Below are 20,319 nucleotides of genomic sequence, written 5' to 3' on the forward strand. Positions count from 1 at the left end.
GCGGTGGTGTCCGCCCGCAGCGGCTGGCGCGTCAACACCCCTGCTTCTCGAGTCGACCGATTCCGCGCCAGACCGAGGACGGACACCACCGCCCCGGCCCCGACTCACCCACCGGCCGTAGGCGCTACGCGCACCCCCACCGAAGCCGCAGCGGCGCCGCAGGCATCCCACCCGACCACCGGAGGTATACCCTGCCCGCACAAGCCACGTTACTCATCGGTAAGGGGAGACGGCCATGCAGCTCGGGATCAACCTCGGCTATTGGGGCGCCGGAATGGACGCGGACAACCTCGCCGTGGCGCAAGAAGCCGACCGCCTCGGCTACTCGGTCTGCTGGGCCGCCGAGGCCTACGGCTCCGACGCCGCCACCGTACTCACCTGGGTCGCCGCCCAGACCACCCGCATCGACGTCGGCTCGGCCATCTTCCAGATCCCCGCCCGCCAGCCGGCCATGACCGCGATGACCGCCGCCACCCTCGACTCCCTCTCCGGCGGCCGCTTCCGCCTCGGCCTCGGCGTCTCCGGCCCCCAGGTCTCCGAGGGCTGGTACGGCGTCAAGTTCGACAAGCCGCTCGCCCGCACCCGCGAGTACGTCGAGATCATCCGCAAGGCCATGACCCGCGAGCGCCTCTCCTACGAGGGCGAGCACTGGACCCTCCCCCTCCCCGGCGGCCCCGGCAAGCCCATCAAGCTCACCGTCCACCCCCAGCGCGAGCACATCCCCCTCTACATCGCCGCCATCGGCCCGAAGAACCTCGAACAGACCGGCGAGATCGCCGACGGCGCCCTGCTGATCTTCCCCTCCGCCGACCACCTCGAGGACACCGCCGTCAGGCACCTCCGCGCCGGCCGCGAGAAGGCCGGCAAGACCCTCGACGGCTTCGACATCTGCCCCACCGTCCCCCTCGCCGTCGGCGACGACAAGGACGTCCCCACCCTCGCCGACACCTTCCGCCCCTACACCGCCCTCTACGTCGGCGGCATGGGCAGCCGCAAGCAGAACTTCTACAACCAGCTCGCCCAGCGCATGGGCTACGAGAAGGAAGCCGCCGAGATCCAGGACAAGTACCTGTCCGGCGACAAGCAGGGCGCCGCGGCCGCCGTACCGCACGACCTGATCGACTCCACCACCCTCCTCGGCTCGGTGGACCGCATCGCCGACCGCATGAAGGCCTACGCCGCCGCCGGAGTCACCACCCTCACCCTCGCCCCGGCCGGCTTCACCCTCGAGGAGCGCCTCGCGTCCCTCCGCGCCGGCACGGAGGCCCTGGAACGCGCGGGCCTCGCGTAACGCGAACCCCAGCCAGGCACACGTCGTCTGTCGGCCGTGGTGGGGGCTCGGGGGTCCACCCCGCCACGGCCGTCAAGCAGAACAACGCCGGACAGCCCCTACAGTTACGCCCCACCACCCCCCACCCCGTCCTCCTTTTGGCGGAGTTGTCGGACACACCTGTTGCGGCCGCCCCCCGCCCGCATTTGACTCGTTCTTCGCCCGGCTTGCGCATCGGCGGAGAGGTGGCTGGTCCTGTTGCTTTCGGCCAAGAGTCTGTTCCAGGAGATCCTCGACAACGACGAGTCCTTCGCCCTGTTCTGCTCCATCGCCGCCAGCGGCGAGTCCCAGGGCGGCTGGGAGAACGCCCGTATCGCCGCGCTCGTCCCCGAGACCGAGCGCGACATGGCCCCCAAGATCACCCGGCACGGCGCCGACGAGGACAAGCACGGCCGCATCTTCAACGCCCTGCTGAAGAAGCGCGGCCTGAAACCCGTCCCCGTCCCGCCCGAGACCGACTACACGATGCTCCTGGAACGAGGCGGCATCGGCCTCGCCCACGACCAGCTCACACGCGAGGAACCCCTCACGGTCCAGGACATCGTCACCTACCTCGCCCACAGCAGGGTCACCGAGCAGCGCGCCTCCGAGCAGATGCAGATGCTCCGCAAGCACTTCGCCGACCACCCCGACCTGGGCCGCGCGGTGCGGATGATCTCCAACGACGAGGACAACCACCTCGCCTACTGCCACGAGGAGCTGCTCCGCTTCGCCCGCGCCGGGCACGGCCGCACCATCCAGCGCACCCTGCGCGCGTGCGCCCTCGCCGAGATCCGCATCTACCGTGACGTCAGCCTCGCGGTGATGGCCCACATGGGCCGCATCCTCGGCTGGCCCCGGCCCAAGGCGGCGCTCCTGGCGGCCGGCATCCACGCGGTGTACGCGTACGAGCGGCTGGCCGGATGGCGCCGGATGGTCTCCCTCAGGACGCCGGCCCGCCGCAACGCCCTGGCCGGCCCCGCCGGCCCGGAACCGGAACTCGCCTGAGCCCCCACCACCCCGCGCCCCGCCCTACAGCCAGCCACGCCTCTTGAACAGCCGGAACAGGAACACTTCCAACCCCGCCATCACCAGAACCACCGCCGGGTACGACCACTCCCACCGCAACTCCGGCATGTGCTCGAAGTTCATCCCGTAGATCCCCGCGATCATGGTCGGCACCGCGGCCATCGCCGCCCACGCGGAGATCTTCCGCATGTCGTCGTTCTGCCGCACGCTCATCTGCGCCAGATGCGCCGACAGGATGTCCGAGACCAGCCGGTCCAGCCCCTCCACGGACTCGTTCACCCGCGTGAGGTGATCGTGCACGTCACGGAAGAAGGGCCGCGCCTTGTCCTCCACGAACGGCACGCTCACCCCGAACGTGCCCACGCCCGCCAGCCGTGTCATCGGCAGCGACAGCGGGCCCGTCGCCCGGCGGAACTCCAGGATCTGCCGCTTGAAGTTGTAGATCCGCGACGCGGTGTGCCGCGAGCCGCCGCCGTCCGGTGAGAAGACCTCCGCCTCCAGCTCCTCCAGGTCGGTCTGCAGCTCGGTCGCCACCTCCAGATAGTGGTCAACGGTGGCGTCGGCGACCGCGTACAGCACGGCCGTCGGCCCCTTGCCCAGCAGCTCCGGTTCCTGCTCCAGACGGTGGCGCACCGCCTTGAGCGGAGCGCCCTCCCCGTGCCGGACGGTCACCACGAACGAGTCACCGAGGAACACCATGATCTCGCCGGACGACACGGTGTCGCTCCTGGGCTCGTACACGACCGGCTTGAGCACCAGGAACAGCGAGTCGTCGTACACCTCGAGCTTGGGCCGCTGATGCGCCTTGAGGGAGTCCTCGACCGCCAGCGGATGCAGCGCGAACTCCTGCGAGACCACCTCGAACTCGTCCTCGGTCGGCTCGTGCAGCCCGATCCAGACGAACCCTCCCGCCGACCGCGCCTCGGCGAGCGCGTCGGAGAAGTCATCGGGCCCCTCCGCGCGGTGCCCCTCCCGGTAGATGGCACAGTCGACGATCACGAAGCGCATTCTCCTCTCACCGTCCGGACGCCGCACAGGGCCCCGCAGGAGGCACTGCACGAGGCGCCGCGCAGGACACCGCACGCGCGCCTGCGCCTACCCTGGGCGGCATGCCCACCTTGCTGCTGGTCCGGCACGGACGTTCCACCGCCAACACCGAGGGACTGCTCGCCGGCTGGACGCCCGGCGTCGCCCTCGACGACCGCGGCGCCGCACAGGCCGCCGCCCTGCCCGGGCGGCTCGCCGAGCTGCCGCTCGCCGAGATCGTCACCAGCCCGCTCCAGCGCTGCCAGGAGACGATCCGTCCGCTGCTCGCGGCCCGCCCCGGTCTGACCGCCCACACCGACGAGCGCATCGGCGAGTGCCACTACGGCGACTGGTCGGGCCGCAAACTCGCCGAGCTCAAGGACGAGCCGCTGATGGAGGTGGTGCAGGCGCACCCCTCGGCGGCGGCGTTCCCCGGCGGGGAGTCCATGCGCGCGATGCAGACACGCGCCGCCGAGGCGGTGCGCGAGTGGAACGCGCGCGTGGAGCGGGACCACGGCGCCGACGCCGTGTATCTGATGTGTTCGCACGGGGACATCATCAAGTCCCTCGTCGCGGACGCACTCGGACTTCATCTCGACCTCTTCCAGCGGATCTCCGTCGATCCGTGTTCCATCACCGCGATCCGTTACACACGACTGCGCCCCTTCCTCGTCCGCCTCGGCGACACGGGCGACTTCGCCTCCCTGGCGCCGCGGGACGAGCCGCCCGCCGAGGAGGCCCCGGTAGGGGGCGGTGCGGGCGCACCGTGATCGTCGGCCGCAGTAGGGTGAAGCGGTCGCAGCACTGCCGTAGATGCTTCTTCCCACGACTTGCCACAACTCTCAATGGAGACAGGACGTGTCCCGTCAGGTGTTCCTCTACGACCAACCGGAACGTTTTGTGGCCGGTACGGTCGGACTGCCAGGGCGCCGTACGTTCTTCCTCCAGGCCTCCGCCGGCTCCCGGGTGACCAGCGTGGCCCTGGAGAAGACCCAGGTCGCCGCGCTCGCCGAGCGCATGGACGAACTGCTCGACGAGGTCGTACGGCGCAGCGGCGGCAGCGCCGCGGTACCGGCCATGGCGCCGACCGAGATCACCGACACCGCCCCGCTGGACACCCCCATCGAGGAGGAGTTCCGCGTCGGCACGATGGCGCTCGCCTGGGACGGTGAGGAGCAGCGCATGATCGTCGAGGCGCAGGCGCTCGTCGAGCTGGACGCGGACTCCGAGGAGGACCTCGCCGAGGCCGAGGAGCGACTGCTCCAGGACGAGGAGAACGGTCCGCCCATGCTGCGGGTCCGGCTCACCGGCGCCCAGGCCCGGGCCTTCGCCAAACGCGCCCTCGACGTCGTCAACGCCGGGCGGCCGCCGTGCCCGCTGTGCAGCCTCCCGCTCGACCCGGAAGGACACGTATGTCCGCGCCAGAACGGATACCGCCGCGGAGCGTGACGGCCGTCGACCCGGCCGCCCGGGAAGTGCTCGCCGAGGGCGAGCTGACCGTGCGCGGCCGCATCCGTGAGGCGTCGAACGCGGCGCTGTACTGCACCGTCACCCACGACGGCCGGGAGGCCGCCTGCGTCTACAAGCCGGTCGCCGGGGAACGACCCCTGTGGGACTTCCCCGACGGCACCCTCGCCGGGCGCGAGGTCGCCGCGTACGAGGTCTCCGAGGCGACCGGCTGGGGCCTGGTCCCGCCCACCGTGCTGCGCGACGGGCCGTACGGCGAGGGCATGTGCCAGCTGTGGATCGACCCGGCGCCGGGCGCGGAGCTGCTCGCCCTGGTGGACGGGGAGGAGCCGGAACCCGGCTGGAAGGCGATCGGCTTCGCCGAGGTCGGCGCGGGCCGCACCGCGCTGCTCGTGCACGCCGACGACGAGCGGCTGCGACGCCTCGCCGTGCTCGACGCGGTGATCAACAACGCCGACCGCAAGGGCGGCCACCTGCTGCCCACCGAGGACGGCCGCCTGTACGGCATCGACCACGGCGTCACCTTCAACGTCGAGAACAAGCTGCGCACCCTGCTGTGGGGCTGGGCGGGGGAGCCGCTGACGCAGGAGGCCGTGGACGTCCTCGACGGCCTCGGCAAGGCGCTCACGGACGGCGGCGCCCTCGCCGCCCGGCTGGCCCCGCTGATCACCCCGGCGGAGATCGACGCGACCCGCGCGCGTGTCGACGCGCTCCTCACCGCCGGCCGCCATCCGGAGCCCGGCGGCGACTGGCCCGCCATCCCCTGGCCACCGGTCTGAGCCGCACGGCACCGAGGGCACCGGCAGCACGCCGCGCGGCGATGCGCAAGAGTGCCTTCCCGGTCATCCGGCCCGCTCCGGTTCGTATCCGGAACTCCGGTCCGGTTAGGCTCGAGGCATGCATGCCTGGCCCGCTTCCGAAGTCCCCGCCCTGCCCGGTCAGGGCCGCGACCTGAGGATCCACGACACCGCGACCGGGAGTCTGGTCACCCTCGACCCCGGTCCCGTCGCCCGTATCTACGTCTGCGGCATCACCCCGTACGACGCCACCCACATCGGACACGCGGCGACCTACAACGCGTTCGACCTCGTGCAGCGCGTGTGGCTCGACACCAAGCGGCAGGTCCACTACGTCCAGAACGTCACCGACGTCGACGACCCGCTGCTGGAGCGGGCCGAGCGCGACGGCATCGACTGGACCGCCCTCGCCGAGAAGGAGACCGCCCTCTTCCGCGAGGACATGACGGCCCTGAGGATGCTGCCGCCGCGGCAGTACATAGGCGCCGTCGAGGCGATACCCGGCATCGTCCCGCTCGTCGAGCGGCTGAGGGACCTCGGCGCCGCGTACGAGGTCGACGGTGACATCTACTTCTCCGTGGAGTCGGACCCGCACTTCGGCCAGGTCTCCCACCTCGACGCCGCCGCCATGAGGCTGCTGTCCGCCGAACGCGGCGGTGACCCCGACCGGCCCGGCAAGAAGAACCCGGTCGACCCGATGCTGTGGATGGCCGCCCGCGAGGGCGAGCCGAGCTGGGACGGCGCCTCCCTCGGCCGGGGCCGCCCCGGCTGGCACATCGAGTGCGTGGCCATCGCCCTCGACCACCTCGGTATGGGCTTCGACGTCCAGGGCGGCGGCTCCGACCTGGTCTTCCCGCACCACGAGATGGGCGCCTCGCACGCCCAGGTGCTCACCGGCGAGTTCCCCATGGCCAAGGCGTACGTCCACGCCGGCATGGTCGCGCTGCACGGCGAGAAGATGTCCAAGTCCAAGGGCAATCTCGTCTTCGTCTCCCAGCTGCGCCGCGAGGGCGTGGACCCGGCCGCCATCCGGCTGGCGCTGCTCGCCCACCACTACCGGGCCGACTGGGAGTGGACCGACCAGGTGCTCCAGGACGCGGTGACCCGCCTCGGGCACTGGCGCGCGGCGGTCTCCCGCCCCGACGGCCCGCCCGCCGAGGACCTCGTCGAGGAGATCCGCGAGGCGCTCGCGAACGACCTGGACGCCCCGGCCGCGCTGGCGGCCGTGGACCGCTGGGTGGTGCGCCAGGAGGAGAGCGGCGGCACGGACATCGGCGCGCCCGGCGTGGTCTCCCGCGCGGTGGACGCCCTGCTGGGCGTCGCGCTGTAGCCACCGGCGAGCGAGACCTCTCCGCACGCACGACAGTGGGGCGCCCCGTCCTGGAACGGGGCGCCCCACGCGCATGGCCTGTCAGTCCGTCAGGCTGTCAGCCTGCGTGTCTGTCAGCTGTCAGTCCTCCGACGACTCCTCGTCGTCCGCGTCCGGCTTCGGCGGCTTCGGCGGCCGGGTCCGGCCGCCCGGGGTGTCCCGCCGGTAGGACGACGGGCCGTCCCCGCCGTCGGCCGTGGCGTGCCCGCCCGCGGGCGGACCCGACGAACCGTCACGGCGCCGCAGATAGCGCTCGAACTCGCGGGCGATCGCCTCACCCGACGCCTCCGGCAGCTCCGCGGTGTCCCGCGCCTCCTCCAGCGTCTGCACGTACTCGGCGACCTCGCTGTCCTCCGCGGCCAGCTGGTCCACGCCCACCTGCCAGGCCCGCGCGTCCTCGGGCAGCTCGCCCAGCGGGATCCGCACGTCGATCAGGTCCTCGAGGCGGTTGAGCAGCGCCAGCGTGGCCTTGGGGTTGGGCGGCTGCGACACGTAGTGCGGGACCGCCGCCCACAGCGAGACGGCCGGGACGCCCGCGTGCGTGCACGCCTCCTGAAGGACGCCGACGATGCCGGTCGGCCCCTCGTACTTGGTCTCCTCCAGATCCATCCGGCGGGCCAGATCGGCGTCGGAGGTGGTGCCGCTGATCGGGACCGGACGGGTGTGCGGGGTGTCACCGAGCAGGGCGCCCAGGATGACCACCAGCTCCACGCCGAGTTCGTGGGCGAAACCGAGGAGCTCGTTGCAGAACGAACGCCACCGCATGGACGGTTCGATACCGCGCACGAGCACCAGGTCACGCGGCTTCTCACCGCCGACCCGGACCACCGACAACCTTGTCGTCGGCCAGGTGATCTTGCGGACTCCGGCGTCCATGAACACGGTGGGCCGGTTCACCTGGAAGTCGTAGTAGTCCTCGGCGTCCAGTGCCGCGAACACCTCGCCCTTCCACTCGCGCTCCAGATGCGCGACCGCGGTGGAGGCGGCGTCACCGGCATCGTTCCAGCCCTCGAACGCGGCCACCATGACCGGGTCGATCAGCTCGGGAACCCCCTCGAGCTCGATCACCCACGGCCTCCTTCCGACGTGCCCTCGCGTACCCCCCAACCTTACGGCGTGCCGAGGGGACGCCCGCAGCCCCCTCGCAGGGGGAGTGCCCCATCACTGCCCCGCGCGCCGCGGGGAAACACCCGTCGGCCACTGCTCCGCGCCCGCGATGCGCACCGCCGCCCGGGCGTCGTCCGCGCCGGCCACGGTGCCCCGGCGGAACTCCGGGCCGTCCGCGGCCGGTTCCGGCGGACCGCCGCGGGCGCACGTCGGTCGGGACGGACGGCTCGGGAGCAACGGAAAGGGGGCGGCCCCGTCGGCGAGGGACCGCCCCCGGACCGGCTCCCGTGCGGGGGAGCCGGGGTCGCGCGGCTACTTCTTGTCGAGCAGTTCCTGGACGTCCGCGCGGACCTCGTCCGTGGCGAGGCCCCGGATCGTCAGCGTGGTGCGGCGGCGCAGCACGTCGTCCACGGTCTCGGCCCACTCGTGGTCGCGGGCCCAGACGACCTGCGCCCAGATCTCCGGGGCGTCCGGGTGGATGCGCCGGCCGAGCGCCGGGTCGTCGTTGGCCAGGCGGGCGATGTCGAAGGCCAGCGAACCGTAGTGGGTCGCCAGGTGCTTGGCGGTGTCCGCGGCCATCCGGGGACCGGGCGCCGGGTGGTCGACCAGCAGCCGGTGGGCGACCGCACGCGGGTTGGCGACACCCGGCAGCGGCAGCTTCTTCGGCAGCGAGGCGATCGGCTCGAAGTCGTCCCCCAGCGGGTGACCCGGCAGCGACTGCAGCTTCTGCATCACCGTGCGGCCGATGTGGCGGAACGTGGTCCACTTGCCGCCCGCGACGGACAGCATGCCGCCCTTGCCCTCGGTCACCACCGTCTCCCGCTTGGCCTTCGCCGTGTCACCGGGACCGCCCGGCAGCACCCGCAGGCCCGCGAAGGAGTACGTGATCAGGTCGCGGGACAGCTGCTGGTCGCGGATGGAGAACGCGGCCTCGTCGAGGATCTGGGCGATGTCCTTCTCGGTGACCGAGACGTCCGCCGGGTCGCCCTCGAACTCCTCGTCGGTCGTGCCGAGCAGCAGCATGTCCTCCCAGGGGAGGGCGAAGGTGATGCGGTACTTGTCGATCGGGGTCGCGAGCGCGGCCTTCCACGGGGAGGTCCGCTTCAGGACCAGATGCGCGCCCTTCGACAGACGGATGGACGGTGCGGCATTCGGGTCCTCCATACGGCGCAGGTGGTCCACCCACGGTCCGGTCGCGTTCAGGACGAGCCGGGCGTCGACGCCGAACTCGTCGCCGGAGAGACGGTCGCGCAGCTCGGCGCCGGTGACCCGGCCCTTGGTGAAGCGCAGCCCCGTCACCTCGGCGTGGTTGAGGACGACGGCGCCCGACTCGGCCGCGGCACGCACCGTCATCAGCGCCATGCGGGCGTCGTTCATCTGGTCGTCGCCGTACACGGCGACGGCCTTGAGGTTCTCGGTGCGCAGCTCGGGTACGTCCTGCGCGGCCTTGGAGGGGCTGAGCAGGTGGCCGACGCCGTCGCCGAAGGCCGACAGCATCGAGTACGCGAAGACACCGGCCCCGAGCTTCGCCGCGCCGTGCGGCCCGCCCTTGTACACGGGGAGGTAGAACGTGAGCGGGTTCGCCAGGTGGGGGGCCACCTGGCGGGAGACCGCACGGCGCTCGAAGTGGTTCTCCGCCACCAGCTTCACCGCGCCGGTCTGCAGGTAGCGCAGACCGCCGTGGAGCAGCTTGGAGGAGGCGGAGGAGGTGGCGCCGGCGAAGTCACCGGCGTCCACCAGAGCCACCCTGAGGCCGGACTGCGCGGCGTGCCAGGCGGTGGAGATGCCCAGGATGCCGCCGCCGATGACGAGCAGGTCGTACGACGCCTTGGCGAGTTGCTCCCGGGTCTCGGCTCGGCTCGGGTTCGAGCCGGAGGCCGGGCGCGTCCCCAGAGCAGGTATGGACTGCAGGGTGGACTGAGTGGTCATCGCGGTTTCTTACTCCTCGTCCTCGAGCCAGCCCATGGTCCGCTCGACGGCCTTGAGCCAGCTCTTGTACTCACGGTCGCGGGTCTCCGCGTCCATGCGGGGTGTCCACTCGGCGGCCCGCCGCCAGTTGGCGCGCAGGTCGTCGGTGCTGTTCCAGAAGCCGACGGCGAGGCCGGCGGCGTAGGCGGCGCCGAGGCAGGTGGTCTCGGCGACCATCGGGCGCACCACCGGGGCGTCCAGGAAGTCCGAGAGCGTCTGCATCAGCAGGTTGTTGGAGGTCATGCCGCCGTCGACCTTGAGGGCGGTCAGCTCCACACCGGAGTCCTTCGTCATGGCGTCCGCGATCTCCCGCGTCTGCCAGGCGGTGGCCTCCAGGACGGCGCGCGCGAGGTGCGCCTTGGTGACGTACCGGGTCAGGCCGGCGATCACACCGCGGGCGTCGGAGCGCCAGTACGGGGCGAACAGTCCGGAGAAGGCCGGCACGAAGTACGCGCCGCCGTTGTCCTCGACCGAGAGCGCGAGCGTCTCGATCTCGGCGGCGGTGGAGATCAGGCCCATCTGGTCGCGCATCCACTGCACCAGCGAGCCGGTGACGGCGATCGAGCCCTCCAGGGCGTAGACCGGCTTGTCGTCGCCGATCTGGTAGCCGACCGTGGTCAGCAGGCCGCTGTAGGAGTTGATGATCTTGTCACCGGTGTTCATCACCATGAAGGTGCCGGTGCCGTACGTCGACTTGGTCTCGCCCTCGGAGAAGCAGGTCTGGCCGAACAGGGCCGCCTGCTGGTCGCCGAGCGCGGAGGCCACAGGGATGCCGCCGAGCAGGTCGCCCAGCTTGCCGCCCTTGATCTCGCCGTAGACCTCGGCGGAGGAGCGGATCTCCGGCAGCATCGCGAGCGGCACGCCGATGGACTCGGCGATCTTCTCGTCCCACTGCATGGTGTGCAGGTTCATCAGCATGGTGCGCGACGCGTTGGTGACGTCGGTGACGTGGTGGCCGCCGTCGACACCGCCGGTCAGGTTCCAGATGACCCAGGTGTCCATGGTGCCGAAGAGGATGTCGCCCGCCTCGGCGCGCTCCTTGAGGCCCTCGACGTTGTCGAGCAGCCAGCGGGCCTTCGGACCGGCGAAGTAGGAGGCGAGAGGAAGGCCGGTCTCGCGGCGGAAGCGGTCCTGGCCGACATTGCGCCCGAGCTCCCGGCACAGGGCGTCGGTGCGGGTGTCCTGCCAGACGATGGCGTTGTGGACGGGCTCACCGGTGTTCTTGTCCCACAGCACGGTGGTCTCGCGCTGGTTGGTGATGCCGATGGCCTTGATGTCGTCGCGGGTGATGCCGGCCTTCTCGATGGCTCCGGCGACGACCTCCTGGACGTTGGTCCAGATCTCGGTGGCGTTGTGCTCGACCCAGCCCGGCTTCGGGAAGATCTGCTCGTGCTCCTTCTGGTCGACGGAGACGATACGGCCGTCGCGGTCGAAGACGATGCAGCGGGAAGAGGTCGTGCCCTGGTCGATGGCTGCAATGAACGGGCCGGCGGTGTGGGCGTCGGTCACTGTGTGCTCCTGGGGTTCCTTGGTTACGGGGCTGTACGTACGGCGCTTCTACGAAAGCTCAGGCGAACGCGACGTTGTAGAGGCCGGCCGCGATGGCGCCGCCGATCAGCGGACCGACCACCGGGATCCAGGCGTAGCCCCAGTCGGAGCCGCCCTTGTTGGGCAGGGGCAGCAGGGCGTGCACGATGCGCGGGCCGAGGTCACGGGCCGGGTTGATGGCGTAGCCGGTCGGACCGCCCAGCGACAGACCGATCGAGACGACCACGAGCGCCGTGATCAGACCGCCGAGGACGCCGAGGCCGTTGCCCTCGTCGTTCAGGCCCTGGGTGAGGACGGCGAGCAGCAGCACGACGGTGCCGATGATCTCCGTGGCGAGGTTCTGGACCGTGTTGCGGATCTCGGGGCCGGTGGAGAAGACACCCAGCACAGGGCCGGCGCCCTGTTCCTGGGCCTCGACCGACTTGGCGGCGGTGGCCTGCGCGCCCGGACCGCCGACGATCTCCTTGTCGGTCAGGTGGGCCTGGAACTGGCCGTAGTAGGCCACCCAGACCAGCGCCGCACCGATCATCGCGCCGAGGAACTCTCCGGCGAAGTAGGTCGGCACGTTCGACCAGTCGCCGTCCTTGATGGCGAGAGCCACGGTCACGGCCGGGTTGAGGTGGGCGCCGGACAGCGGTCCGGCGATGTACACCGCCGTCATGACGGCGAAGCCCCAGCCGAAGGCGATGGTGAGCCAGCCGGCGTTACGGGCCTTGGAGGCCTTCAGCGTCACGGCGGCACACACGCCGCCGCCGAGCAGGATGAGTATGGCGGTACCGATGGTCTCGCCGATGAAGATGTCGGAGCTGGACACCCGCGACTCCTTTGTCCTTACGTCCAGGGCAGCCGGCCCCGGGTCCCACCGGGGAGCGGCGCCCTCGAGGGGTGAGAGCGATGCCGGCCCTTGGCGTTGCCACACTCTAGCGCGTATTGCCGGTAGGTGTTCGACAATGCCGACCGATGGACGGGAGTCTTGCCCGGCGTAAGACCTGCGTCAAGAGTCTGGTTATCGAAAGCCCGATCGTTATTGATTGCCGCGAGTTATTGATCTACGGGCCGGAAGCGTCACCTGTGCCCGTTATGTCCGTCTCAGCGTACGACTGAGGCCGGAACGCCGTACGGCGTCCCGGCCCTCGTCCCCGTCATGCGCCGGACCTGCTCAGAACCGCCCGGCGCCCAGATCCCGCGACACCGCGCGGGCACAGTCGCGTACCGCCGCGATCAGCTCGGGACGCAGCTCGCCGTCCCGGCACAGCCGCTCGACCGCGCCCGTGACCCCGACCGCGCCCACCGGCATGCGGCGCCGGTCGTGGATGGGGGCCGCCACCGAGGCGACGCCCTCCCAGGTCTCCTCGACGTCCGCCGCATAGCCACGCGCGCGCGTGAGGTCGAGGATGTGCTCGAAGGCGTCCAGCTCGCACACGGTCCGGTCGGTGAACGCCTTGCGGTCGGCCTCCAGGGCCTCGCTGTGCGCCACCGGGTCGTACGCCGACAGCACCTTGCCGAGCGCCGTGGAGTGCAGCGGCTGCATGGCCCCTATCTCCAGCACCTGCCGGCTGTCGTCGGGCCGGAAGACGTGGTGCACGATCAGCACGCCCTGCTGGTGCAGCACGCCCAGATAGACGCTCTCCCCGCTGGAACGGGCCAGGTCGTCGGTCCACACCAGGGCCCGCGCCCGTAGTTCGTGCACGTCCAGATAGGTGGTGCCGAGGCGCAGCAGCTCCGCGCCCAGCTGATAGCGCCCGGAGGCGTCGTCCTGCTCGACGAAGCCCTCCTGCTGGAGGGTGCGCAGTATCCCGTGGGCGGTGCCCTTGGCGAGGCCCAGCGACGAGGCGATGTCCGACAGGCCGAGCCGTCGCTCGCCGCCCGCGAGCAGCCGCAGCATCGCTGCCGCCCGTTCGAGCGACTGGATGTTCCGTGCCATCGCCGTACTGCCTCCGTCCCCTTCGAGCGTCGACGTGCGACGTCGCTGCCGCTGTTCGGCAATGCCGAACACTACCGGTCCATGCCGACCTCTCGCTAATGGTCGGACGAGATCCGTCGCCCCACCCCTGCCCCGGCTCCGCCCGGCGGCCATCATCGTCCGCCCCGTGGACGCCCTGAACATCAGGGCGCGGTCCCGGATACCCTGACGGCGTGCGCCCTGCCGGGGAAGTCCCCGAGAGACTTCCGGGCAGACGCAAAGCCGACAGCCGTCGCACCTGAGGGAGCCCCTTCCATGGCCTCGTTGCCGCTGACCCCTTCCGCCGACAGCAGGACCCGCGTGTCCGCCCTCCGCGAGGCGCTCGCCACCCGTGTGGTGGTCGCCGACGGAGCGATGGGCACCATGCTCCAGGCCCAGGACCCCACGCTCGAGGACTTCCAGAACCTCGAGGGCTGCAACGAGATCCTGAACCTGACCCGCCCGGACATCGTCCGTTCGGTCCACTCCGAGTACTTCGACGCCGGAGTCGACTGCGTCGAGACCAACACCTTCGGCGCCAACCACACCGCGGCGGCGGAGTACGACATCTCCGACCGCGTGCACGAGCTGTCCGAGGCCGGCGCCCGCATCGCCCGCGAGGTCGCCGACGAGCACGCCGCCCGCGACGGCCGCACCCGCTGGGTGCTCGGCTCCATCGGCCCCGGCACCAAGCTGCCCACCCTGGGCCACATCGACTACGGCACCATCCGCGACGGCTACCAGGCCAACGCCGAGGGCCTGCTCGCGGGCGGCGCCGACGCGCTGATCGTCGAGACCACCCAGGACCTCCTCCAGACCAAGGCGTCCGTCCTGGGCGCCCGCAAGGCCATGGAGGCGACCGGCGTCGAGGTGCCCCTGCTGGCCTCCATGGCCTTCGAGACCACCGGCACCATGCTCCTCGGCTCCGAGATCGGCGCCGCGCTGACCGCGTTGGAGCCGCTCGGCATCGACATGATCGGCCTGAACTGCTCCACCGGCCCCGCCGAGATGAGCGAGCACCTGCGCTTCCTCGCCCGCCACTCGCGCATCCCGCTGCTGTGCATGCCCAACGCCGGCCTGCCGATCCTCACCAAGGACGGCGCCCACTTCCCGCTCGACGCCGAGGGCCTGGCCGACGCGCAGGAGACCTTCGTCCGCGACTACGGCCTGTCCCTGGTCGGCGGCTGCTGCGGCACCACCCCCGAGCACCTGCGGCAGCTCGTCGAGCGGGTCCAGGGCCTGACTCCGCCGGAGCGCACCCCGCAGCCGGAGCCCGGCGCCGCGTCCCTCTACCAGTCCGTGCCGTTCCGCCAGGACACCTCCTACCTGGCCATCGGCGAGCGGACCAACGCCAACGGCTCGAAGAAGTTCCGTGAGGCCATGCTCGACGGCCGCTGGGACGACTGTGTGGAGATGGCCCGCGAGCAGATCCGCGAGGGCGCCCACATGCTCGACCTGTGCGTCGACTACGTCGGCCGGGACGGCGTGGCCGACATGCGGGAGCTGGCCGGCCGCTTCGCGACCGCCTCCACGCTGCCGATCGTCCTCGACTCCACCGAGGTCGACGTCATCCGGGCGGGCCTGGAGAAGCTCGGCGGCCGCGCGGTCATCAACTCGGTCAACTACGAGGACGGCGACGGCCCGGAGTCCCGCTTCGCGAAGGTCACCCAGCTGGCCAAGGAGCACGGCGCCGCGCTGATCGCGCTGACCATCGACGAGGAGGGCCAGGCCCGCACCGCCGAGAAGAAGGTCGAGATCGCCGAACGGCTGATCGCCGACCTGACCGGCAACTGGGGCATCCACGAGGAGGACATCCTCGTCGACTGTCTGACCTTCACCATCTGCACCGGGCAGGAGGAGTCCCGCAAGGACGGCATCGCCACCATCGAGGGCATCCGCGAGCTGAAGCGCCGCCACCCCGAGGTGCAGACCACGCTGGGACTGTCCAACATCTCCTTCGGCCTCAACCCGGCCGCCCGCATCCTGCTCAACTCCGTCTTCCTCGACGAGTGCGTCAAGGCCGGCCTGGACTCGGCGATCGTGCACGCGTCGAAGATCCTCCCGATCGCCCGGTTCAGCGAGGAGGAGGTCCGGACCGCCCTCGACCTCATCTACGACCGGCGCAGCGAGGGCTACGACCCGCTGCAGAAGCTGATGGAGCTGTTCGAGGGCGCCACGGCCAAGTCGCTGAAGGCGGGCAAGGCGGAGGAACTGGCCGCGCTGCCGCTGGAGGAGCGCCTCAAGCGGCGCATCATCGACGGCGAGCGCAACGGCCTGGAGGCCGACCTCGACGAGGCCCTGCAGACCCGCAAGGCGCTCGACATCGTCAACGACACGCTGCTGGACGGCATGAAGGTCGTCGGCGAGCTGTTCGGCTCCGGACAGATGCAGCTGCCGTTCGTGCTCCAGTCCGCCGAGGTGATGAAGGCCGCCGTGGCGCACCTCGAGCCGCACATGGAGAAGACCGACGAGGCGGGCAAGGGCACGATCGTGCTGGCCACCGTGCGCGGCGACGTGCACGACATCGGCAAGAACCTCGTCGACATCATCCTGTCGAACAACGGCTACAACGTGGTCAACCTCGGCATCAAGCAGCCGGTCTCGGCGATCCTCGAGGCCGCCGAGGAGCATAAGGCGGACGTGATCGGCATGTCCGGGCTGCTGGTGAAGTCCACGGTGATCATGAAGGAGAACCTGGAGGAGCTCAACCAGCGCGGCCTCGCGGCGAAGTTCCCGGTCATCCTCGGCGGCGCCGCCCTCACCCGCGCCTACGTGGAGCAGGACCTGCACGAGATCTACCAGGGCGAGGTCCGCTACGCCCGCGACGCCTTCGAGGGCCTGCGCCTGATGGACGCCCTCATCGGCATCAAGCGCGGCGTGCCCGGCGCCAAGCTGCCCGAACTGCGCCAGCGCCGGGTCCGTGCCGCCACCGTCGAGGTCGAGGAGCGCCCCGAGGCCGGGCACGTCCGCTCCGACGTCGCCACCGACAACCCCGTCCCCACCCCGCCGTTCTGGGGCACCCGGGTGATCAAGGGCATCCAGCTCAAGGAGTACGCCAGCTGGCTCGACGAGGGCGCCCTGTTCAAGGGCCAGTGGGGACTGAAGCAGGCCCGCACCGGCGAGGGCCCGACGTACGAGGAGCTCGTCGAGACCGAGGGCCGGCCCCGGCTGCGCGGCCTGCTGGACAGGCTCCAGACGGAGAACCTGCTGGAGGCGGCCGTGGTCTACGGCTACTTCCCGTGCGTCTCCAAGGACGACGACCTGATCATCCTCGACGACCAGGGCAACGAGCGGACCCGCTTCACCTTCCCGCGCCAGCGCCGCGGCCGCAGGCTGTGCCTGGCCGACTTCTTCCGCCCGGAGGAGTCGGGCGAGCAGGACGTCGTCGGCCTCCAGGTCGTCACCGTCGGCTCCCGCATCGGCGAGGAGACCGCGCGGATGTTCGAGGCCAACGCCTACCGGGACTACCTGGAGCTGCACGGCCTGTCCGTGCAGCTGGCCGAGGCGCTCGCCGAGTACTGGCACGCCCGCGTGCGCTCCGAGCTGGGCTTCGCCGGGGAGGACCCGGCCGAGATGGAGGACATGTTCGCCCTGAAGTACCGGGGCGCCCGCTTCTCCCTCGGCTACGGTGCCTGCCCCGACCTGGAGGACCGGGCCAAGATCGCCGATCTGCTCCGGCCCGAGCGCATCGGCGTCCATCTGTCCGAGGAGTTCCAGCTGCACCCCGAGCAGTCCACGGACGCCATCGTGATCCACCACCCGGAGGCGAAGTACTTCAACGCCCGCTGAGGACCCGCGTGGGCCCTGTCCGAGGGCCCCACCGGGGCCCTCGGACAGGGCCCCACGTGCCACAGGAGGCGTTCGCGCCGCACACGACGTACACTGGTCGGTCCACTGCAGGCCGGTTCCCCGCGCGGGAACCGGCCTGATCGTCCCTGTGAAGGAGGTACGTGGATGACCAGTACGGTCCCCGCGCTAGGAACCCGTACGGCCGAGGGCTCGGCCCTGCAGGCCGTGCTCCTCGACATGGACGGCACCCTGGTGGACACCGAGGGCTTCTGGTGGGACGTCGAGCGCGAGGTGTTCGCCTCCCTCGGCCACACCCTCGACGAGTCCTGGCGCCATGTCGTGGTCGGCGGCCCCATGACCCGCAGCGCGGGGTTCCTGATCGAGGCGACCGGTGCCGACATCGAACTCGCGGAACTGACGGTGCTGCTCAACGACGGCTTCGAGGAGCGCATCGACCACGCCCTGCCGCTGATGCCCGGAGCCGCCCGGCTGCTCGCCGAGCTGCTGGAGTACGAGATCCCCACCGCCCTCGTCTCCGCCTCGCACCGGCGCATCATCGACCGGGTGCTCGCCACCCTGGGCCCGCACCACTTCGCGCTGTCGGTCGCCGGGGACGAGGTGCCGCGCACCAAGCCGCACCCCGACCCGTACCTGGCGGCCGCCGCGGGACTGGGCGTGGACCCGATGCGGTGCGCCGTCATCGAGGACACCGCCACCGGTGTCGCCTCCGCCGAGGCGGCCGGCTGCCAGGTCGTGGCGGTGCCCTCCGTGGCGCCGATCCTGCCCGCCGCCGGACGGACCGTCGTCCCCTCGCTGGAAGTCGTCGACCTGACATTTCTGCACGGCCTGATGACGGAAATGCTCTAGACGTTCACCCAGCGTGCAACGGAGTGGCACCGGGAATTCGGAGCCGTCCGCTCCACGATCGCCAGGACATCTGTGCGAGGAAATTCGGCCGCATCGGCCACGGATGATTTCCCGTACCACCGATCCTGTTTTCGGTGTGACGTTCACCACGTTCACCGGGGTCGACAGTAGGGGTGGCATGTGCTGTCCGCCCCTTTTCGGCGGTCGTTCGTGTGCCCTTGTGTCCCGATTGGGTGGCGGCTGTACGAATCCTTCCCCGGTCACCTTCGCCGATGCGTTCACACCCGGTTTCACTGCGTGATGAACGCTCAACTCCGGTGGCCGCGAACCCTCCTGCGGGCGCGGACTAATCTCGTCGCGAGAACATCGCCCCAACCCCCGTGATCCGCTGCGCCACCCCTGCATGCCGGATACACGGAGTCGACAGCTGTGGAGAAACTCGAGCATGAACCGCAAGACTCTGGTGCTGGCGGCCGCGATCGGCCTGCTCGCGCCGGTACTCGCCGCCTGCGGTGAGACCGAGAGCGGGAGCGGCGGCGACGACGCGATCGTCGTCGGCACCACGGACCGGTTCACCGCCTCGAAGGACGCCCCCGCGCCCCTCGACCCCGCCTACGCCTACGACGTCGGCACCTGGAACATCCTGCGCCAGACCGTGCAGACGCTGATGGTCCAGCCGCGCGGCGAGGGCGAGCCCGTACCCGAGGCGGCGGAGTCCTGCGGATTCACCGACGCCGGCAACGAGCGCTACAGCTGCACCCTGCGCGACGGCCTCACCTTCGCGAGCGGCGACCCCGTGACCGCCGCCGACGTGAAGTACTCCATCGACCGCGCCCGCTCCCTCAAGGCCGACAGCGGTGTCTTCGCGCTGCTGTCCACCATCGACACCGTCGAGACCCAGGGCGAACGCGAGGTCATCTTCCACCTCAAGTCCGCCGACGCCACCTTCCCGTACAAGCTGTCCACCCCGGTCGCCGGCATCATCGACCCGGACAGCTACGCCAAGGGCGAGCTGCGCGACGGCTTCGAGGTCGACGGCTCCGGCCCCTACACCCTCGACGCCGAGGTCGAGGGCGACGAACTGGTCCGCGCCACCTTCACCAAGAACCCCGACTACAAGGGCGCCTTGAAGGTGAACAACGACAAGGTCGAGATGGTCTCCTTCGAGGACGCCGACGCCATGGGCGAGGCGCTGGAGAAGAAGGACATCGACGTCATGAGCCGCACGATGTCACCCGAGCAGATCCAGAAGCTCGCGGGCAACGCCGACGACGACCTCGACCTCGTCGAGATGCCCGGCCTGGAGATCCGTTACCTGGCCTTCAACACCGAGGCCGAGACCGTCAGGAGCAAGGCGGTCCGCCAGGCGATGGCCCAGGTCGTCAACCGCAGCGAACTCGTCTCCAAGGTCTACGGCTCCCAGGCCGAGCCGCTGTACTCGCTCGTCCCGGCCAGCATCACCGGCCACTCCAACTCGTTCTTCAACAAGTACGGCGACCCCAGCACCGCCAAGGCCCGCGCCCTGCTGCAGAAGGCCGGCGTCACCACCCCCGTCGAACTGACGCTGCACTACACCACCGACCACTACGGTCCGGCGACGAAGAAGGAGTTCGAGCAGCTCAAGAAGCAGCTCAACGACAGCGGCCTGTTCAAGGTGGACATCAAGGGCACCCCCTGGTCGACGTTCCGCCCCGCCGAGATGAAGGGCGAGTACGACGTCTACGGCATGGGCTGGTTCCCCGACTTCCCCGACGCCGACAACTTCCTCGCCCCCTTCCTCGACGAGGACAACTTCCTCGGCTCGCCCTACTCCAACGCCGAGATCCGGAAGAACCTCATCCCCGAGTCGCGCCGCCAGGCCGACCGGCTGTCCGCCGCCGGAAGCCTGACGGACATGCAGGACATCGTGGCCGCCGACGTACCCGTCCTGCCGCTGTGGCAGGGCAAGCAGTACGTGGCCGCGCGCGACGACATCACCGGCACCGCCTACGCGCTCAACTCCTCCTCCACGCTCCAGCTGTGGGAGCTCGGCCGCGGAGTGAGCGGCTGACGGACCGTCCTCGCTCCGGGCCGGGGACGTGGCCCGGGGCCTGAAGCAACG

Annotated in this window: 15 protein-coding genes; 9 read left to right on the forward strand and 6 right to left on the reverse strand. The window is 70.6% G+C overall.

Annotated elements, in window-relative coordinates; all coding sequences use genetic code 11:
* Positions 1 to 235 precede the first annotated feature (235 nt).
* Together AB0412_RS35135 and AB0412_RS35140 are read left to right on the forward strand one after the other, a co-directional pair.
* On the forward strand, positions 236 to 1,291 hold the full coding sequence (locus tag AB0412_RS35135) for an LLM class F420-dependent oxidoreductase (protein WP_366406683.1): 1,056 nt from the start codon (positions 236 to 238) through the stop codon (positions 1,289 to 1,291).
* Positions 1,292 to 1,528: 237 nt separating this feature from the next.
* Positions 1,529 to 2,317, forward strand: coding sequence for a ferritin-like domain-containing protein (locus AB0412_RS35140; protein ID WP_366406684.1), 789 nt, complete (start codon positions 1,529 to 1,531; stop codon positions 2,315 to 2,317).
* Between the two features lie 24 nt (positions 2,318 to 2,341).
* On the opposite strand, the gene corA is transcribed toward AB0412_RS35140, so the two are convergent.
* Complete coding sequence (gene corA / locus AB0412_RS35145) at positions 2,342 to 3,337, reverse strand: magnesium/cobalt transporter CorA (RefSeq protein WP_366406685.1); 996 nt, start codon at positions 3,335 to 3,337, stop codon at positions 2,342 to 2,344.
* Between the two features lie 110 nt (positions 3,338 to 3,447).
* On the opposite strand from corA, the gene AB0412_RS35150 reads away from it, so the two are divergent.
* The 4 genes from AB0412_RS35150 (at position 3,448) to mshC (ending at position 6,958) form a co-directional block, all read left to right on the forward strand.
* Entirely contained in the window at positions 3,448 to 4,134 is a 687-nt protein-coding gene (locus AB0412_RS35150) for a histidine phosphatase family protein (RefSeq protein ID WP_366406686.1), read from the forward strand.
* Between the two features lie 88 nt (positions 4,135 to 4,222).
* Complete coding sequence (locus tag AB0412_RS35155) at positions 4,223 to 4,813, forward strand: DUF3090 domain-containing protein (protein WP_366406687.1); 591 nt, start codon at positions 4,223 to 4,225, stop codon at positions 4,811 to 4,813.
* Complete coding sequence (locus AB0412_RS35160) at positions 4,777 to 5,610, forward strand: SCO1664 family protein (RefSeq protein ID WP_366406688.1); 834 nt, start codon at positions 4,777 to 4,779, stop codon at positions 5,608 to 5,610. Before AB0412_RS35155 ends, AB0412_RS35160 begins: the two co-directional genes overlap by 37 nt.
* A 118-nt stretch (positions 5,611 to 5,728) precedes the next feature.
* Positions 5,729 to 6,958, forward strand: a complete 1,230-nt coding sequence (gene mshC, locus AB0412_RS35165; protein WP_366406689.1) for a cysteine--1-D-myo-inosityl 2-amino-2-deoxy-alpha-D-glucopyranoside ligase — start codon at positions 5,729 to 5,731, stop codon at positions 6,956 to 6,958.
* A gap of 120 nt (positions 6,959 to 7,078) precedes the next feature.
* Here the strand turns inward: mshC and AB0412_RS35170 are convergent, their stop codons facing one another.
* From AB0412_RS35170 to AB0412_RS35190, 5 genes are all read right to left on the reverse strand, one after another.
* Entirely contained in the window at positions 7,079 to 8,065 is a 987-nt protein-coding gene (locus AB0412_RS35170; RefSeq protein WP_366406690.1) for a PAC2 family protein, read from the reverse strand.
* Between the two features lie 351 nt (positions 8,066 to 8,416).
* Positions 8,417 to 10,033, reverse strand: a complete 1,617-nt coding sequence (locus tag AB0412_RS35175; protein WP_366406691.1) for a glycerol-3-phosphate dehydrogenase/oxidase — start codon at positions 10,031 to 10,033, stop codon at positions 8,417 to 8,419.
* Between the two features lie 9 nt (positions 10,034 to 10,042).
* Positions 10,043 to 11,581, reverse strand: coding sequence for a glycerol kinase GlpK (gene glpK / locus AB0412_RS35180; protein ID WP_366406692.1), 1,539 nt, complete (start codon positions 11,579 to 11,581; stop codon positions 10,043 to 10,045).
* A 58-nt stretch (positions 11,582 to 11,639) separates the two neighbouring features.
* On the reverse strand, positions 11,640 to 12,434 hold the full coding sequence (locus tag AB0412_RS35185; RefSeq protein ID WP_366406693.1) for an MIP/aquaporin family protein: 795 nt from the start codon (positions 12,432 to 12,434) through the stop codon (positions 11,640 to 11,642).
* A 345-nt stretch (positions 12,435 to 12,779) separates the two neighbouring features.
* A complete protein-coding gene (locus AB0412_RS35190) occupies positions 12,780 to 13,544 on the reverse strand; it encodes an IclR family transcriptional regulator (protein ID WP_366406694.1) in 765 nt (254 codons plus the stop codon).
* A gap of 294 nt (positions 13,545 to 13,838) precedes the next feature.
* Between AB0412_RS35190 and metH the strand changes: the two genes are divergently transcribed.
* The 3 genes from metH to AB0412_RS35205 all read left to right on the forward strand — a co-directional run bounded on the left by metH (position 13,839) and on the right by AB0412_RS35205 (position 20,268).
* Positions 13,839 to 17,351: a methionine synthase gene (gene metH / locus AB0412_RS35195; protein ID WP_366406695.1), complete on the forward strand. Its 3,513-nt coding sequence runs from the start codon at positions 13,839 to 13,841 to the stop codon at positions 17,349 to 17,351.
* A 165-nt stretch (positions 17,352 to 17,516) separates the two neighbouring features.
* Positions 17,517 to 18,218 (forward strand): HAD family phosphatase, encoded by a 702-nt coding sequence (locus AB0412_RS35200; protein WP_366406696.1) that lies wholly within the window; start codon positions 17,517 to 17,519, stop codon positions 18,216 to 18,218.
* Between the two features lie 445 nt (positions 18,219 to 18,663).
* Positions 18,664 to 20,268: an ABC transporter substrate-binding protein gene (locus tag AB0412_RS35205; protein WP_366406697.1), complete on the forward strand. Its 1,605-nt coding sequence runs from the start codon at positions 18,664 to 18,666 to the stop codon at positions 20,266 to 20,268.
* Positions 20,269 to 20,319 lie beyond the last annotated feature (51 nt).

This window comes from Streptomyces sp. NPDC052012 (assembly GCF_040689265.1).
Taxonomy (GTDB): Bacteria; Actinomycetota; Actinomycetes; order Streptomycetales; family Streptomycetaceae; genus Streptomyces.

Bases quoted from the DNA above. Each gene is read 5' to 3' on its own strand.
- AB0412_RS35205 (WP_366406697.1), top strand. From the start codon at position 18,664: ATGAACCGCAAGACTCTGGTGCTGGCGGCCGCGATCGGCCTGCTCGCG.
- AB0412_RS35190 (WP_366406694.1), bottom strand. From the start codon at position 13,544: ATGGCACGGAACATCCAGTCGCTCGAACGGGCGGCAGCGATGCTGCGG.
- AB0412_RS35175 (WP_366406691.1), bottom strand. From the start codon at position 10,033: ATGACCACTCAGTCCACCCTGCAGTCCATACCTGCTCTGGGGACGCGC.
- AB0412_RS35150 (WP_366406686.1), top strand. From the start codon at position 3,448: ATGCCCACCTTGCTGCTGGTCCGGCACGGACGTTCCACCGCCAACACC.
- AB0412_RS35200 (WP_366406696.1), top strand. From the start codon at position 17,517: ATGACCAGTACGGTCCCCGCGCTAGGAACCCGTACGGCCGAGGGCTCG.
- AB0412_RS35135 (WP_366406683.1), top strand. From the start codon at position 236: ATGCAGCTCGGGATCAACCTCGGCTATTGGGGCGCCGGAATGGACGCG.
- AB0412_RS35160 (WP_366406688.1), top strand. From the start codon at position 4,777: ATGTCCGCGCCAGAACGGATACCGCCGCGGAGCGTGACGGCCGTCGAC.
- mshC (WP_366406689.1), top strand. From the start codon at position 5,729: ATGCATGCCTGGCCCGCTTCCGAAGTCCCCGCCCTGCCCGGTCAGGGC.
- metH (WP_366406695.1), top strand. From the start codon at position 13,839: ATGGCCTCGTTGCCGCTGACCCCTTCCGCCGACAGCAGGACCCGCGTG.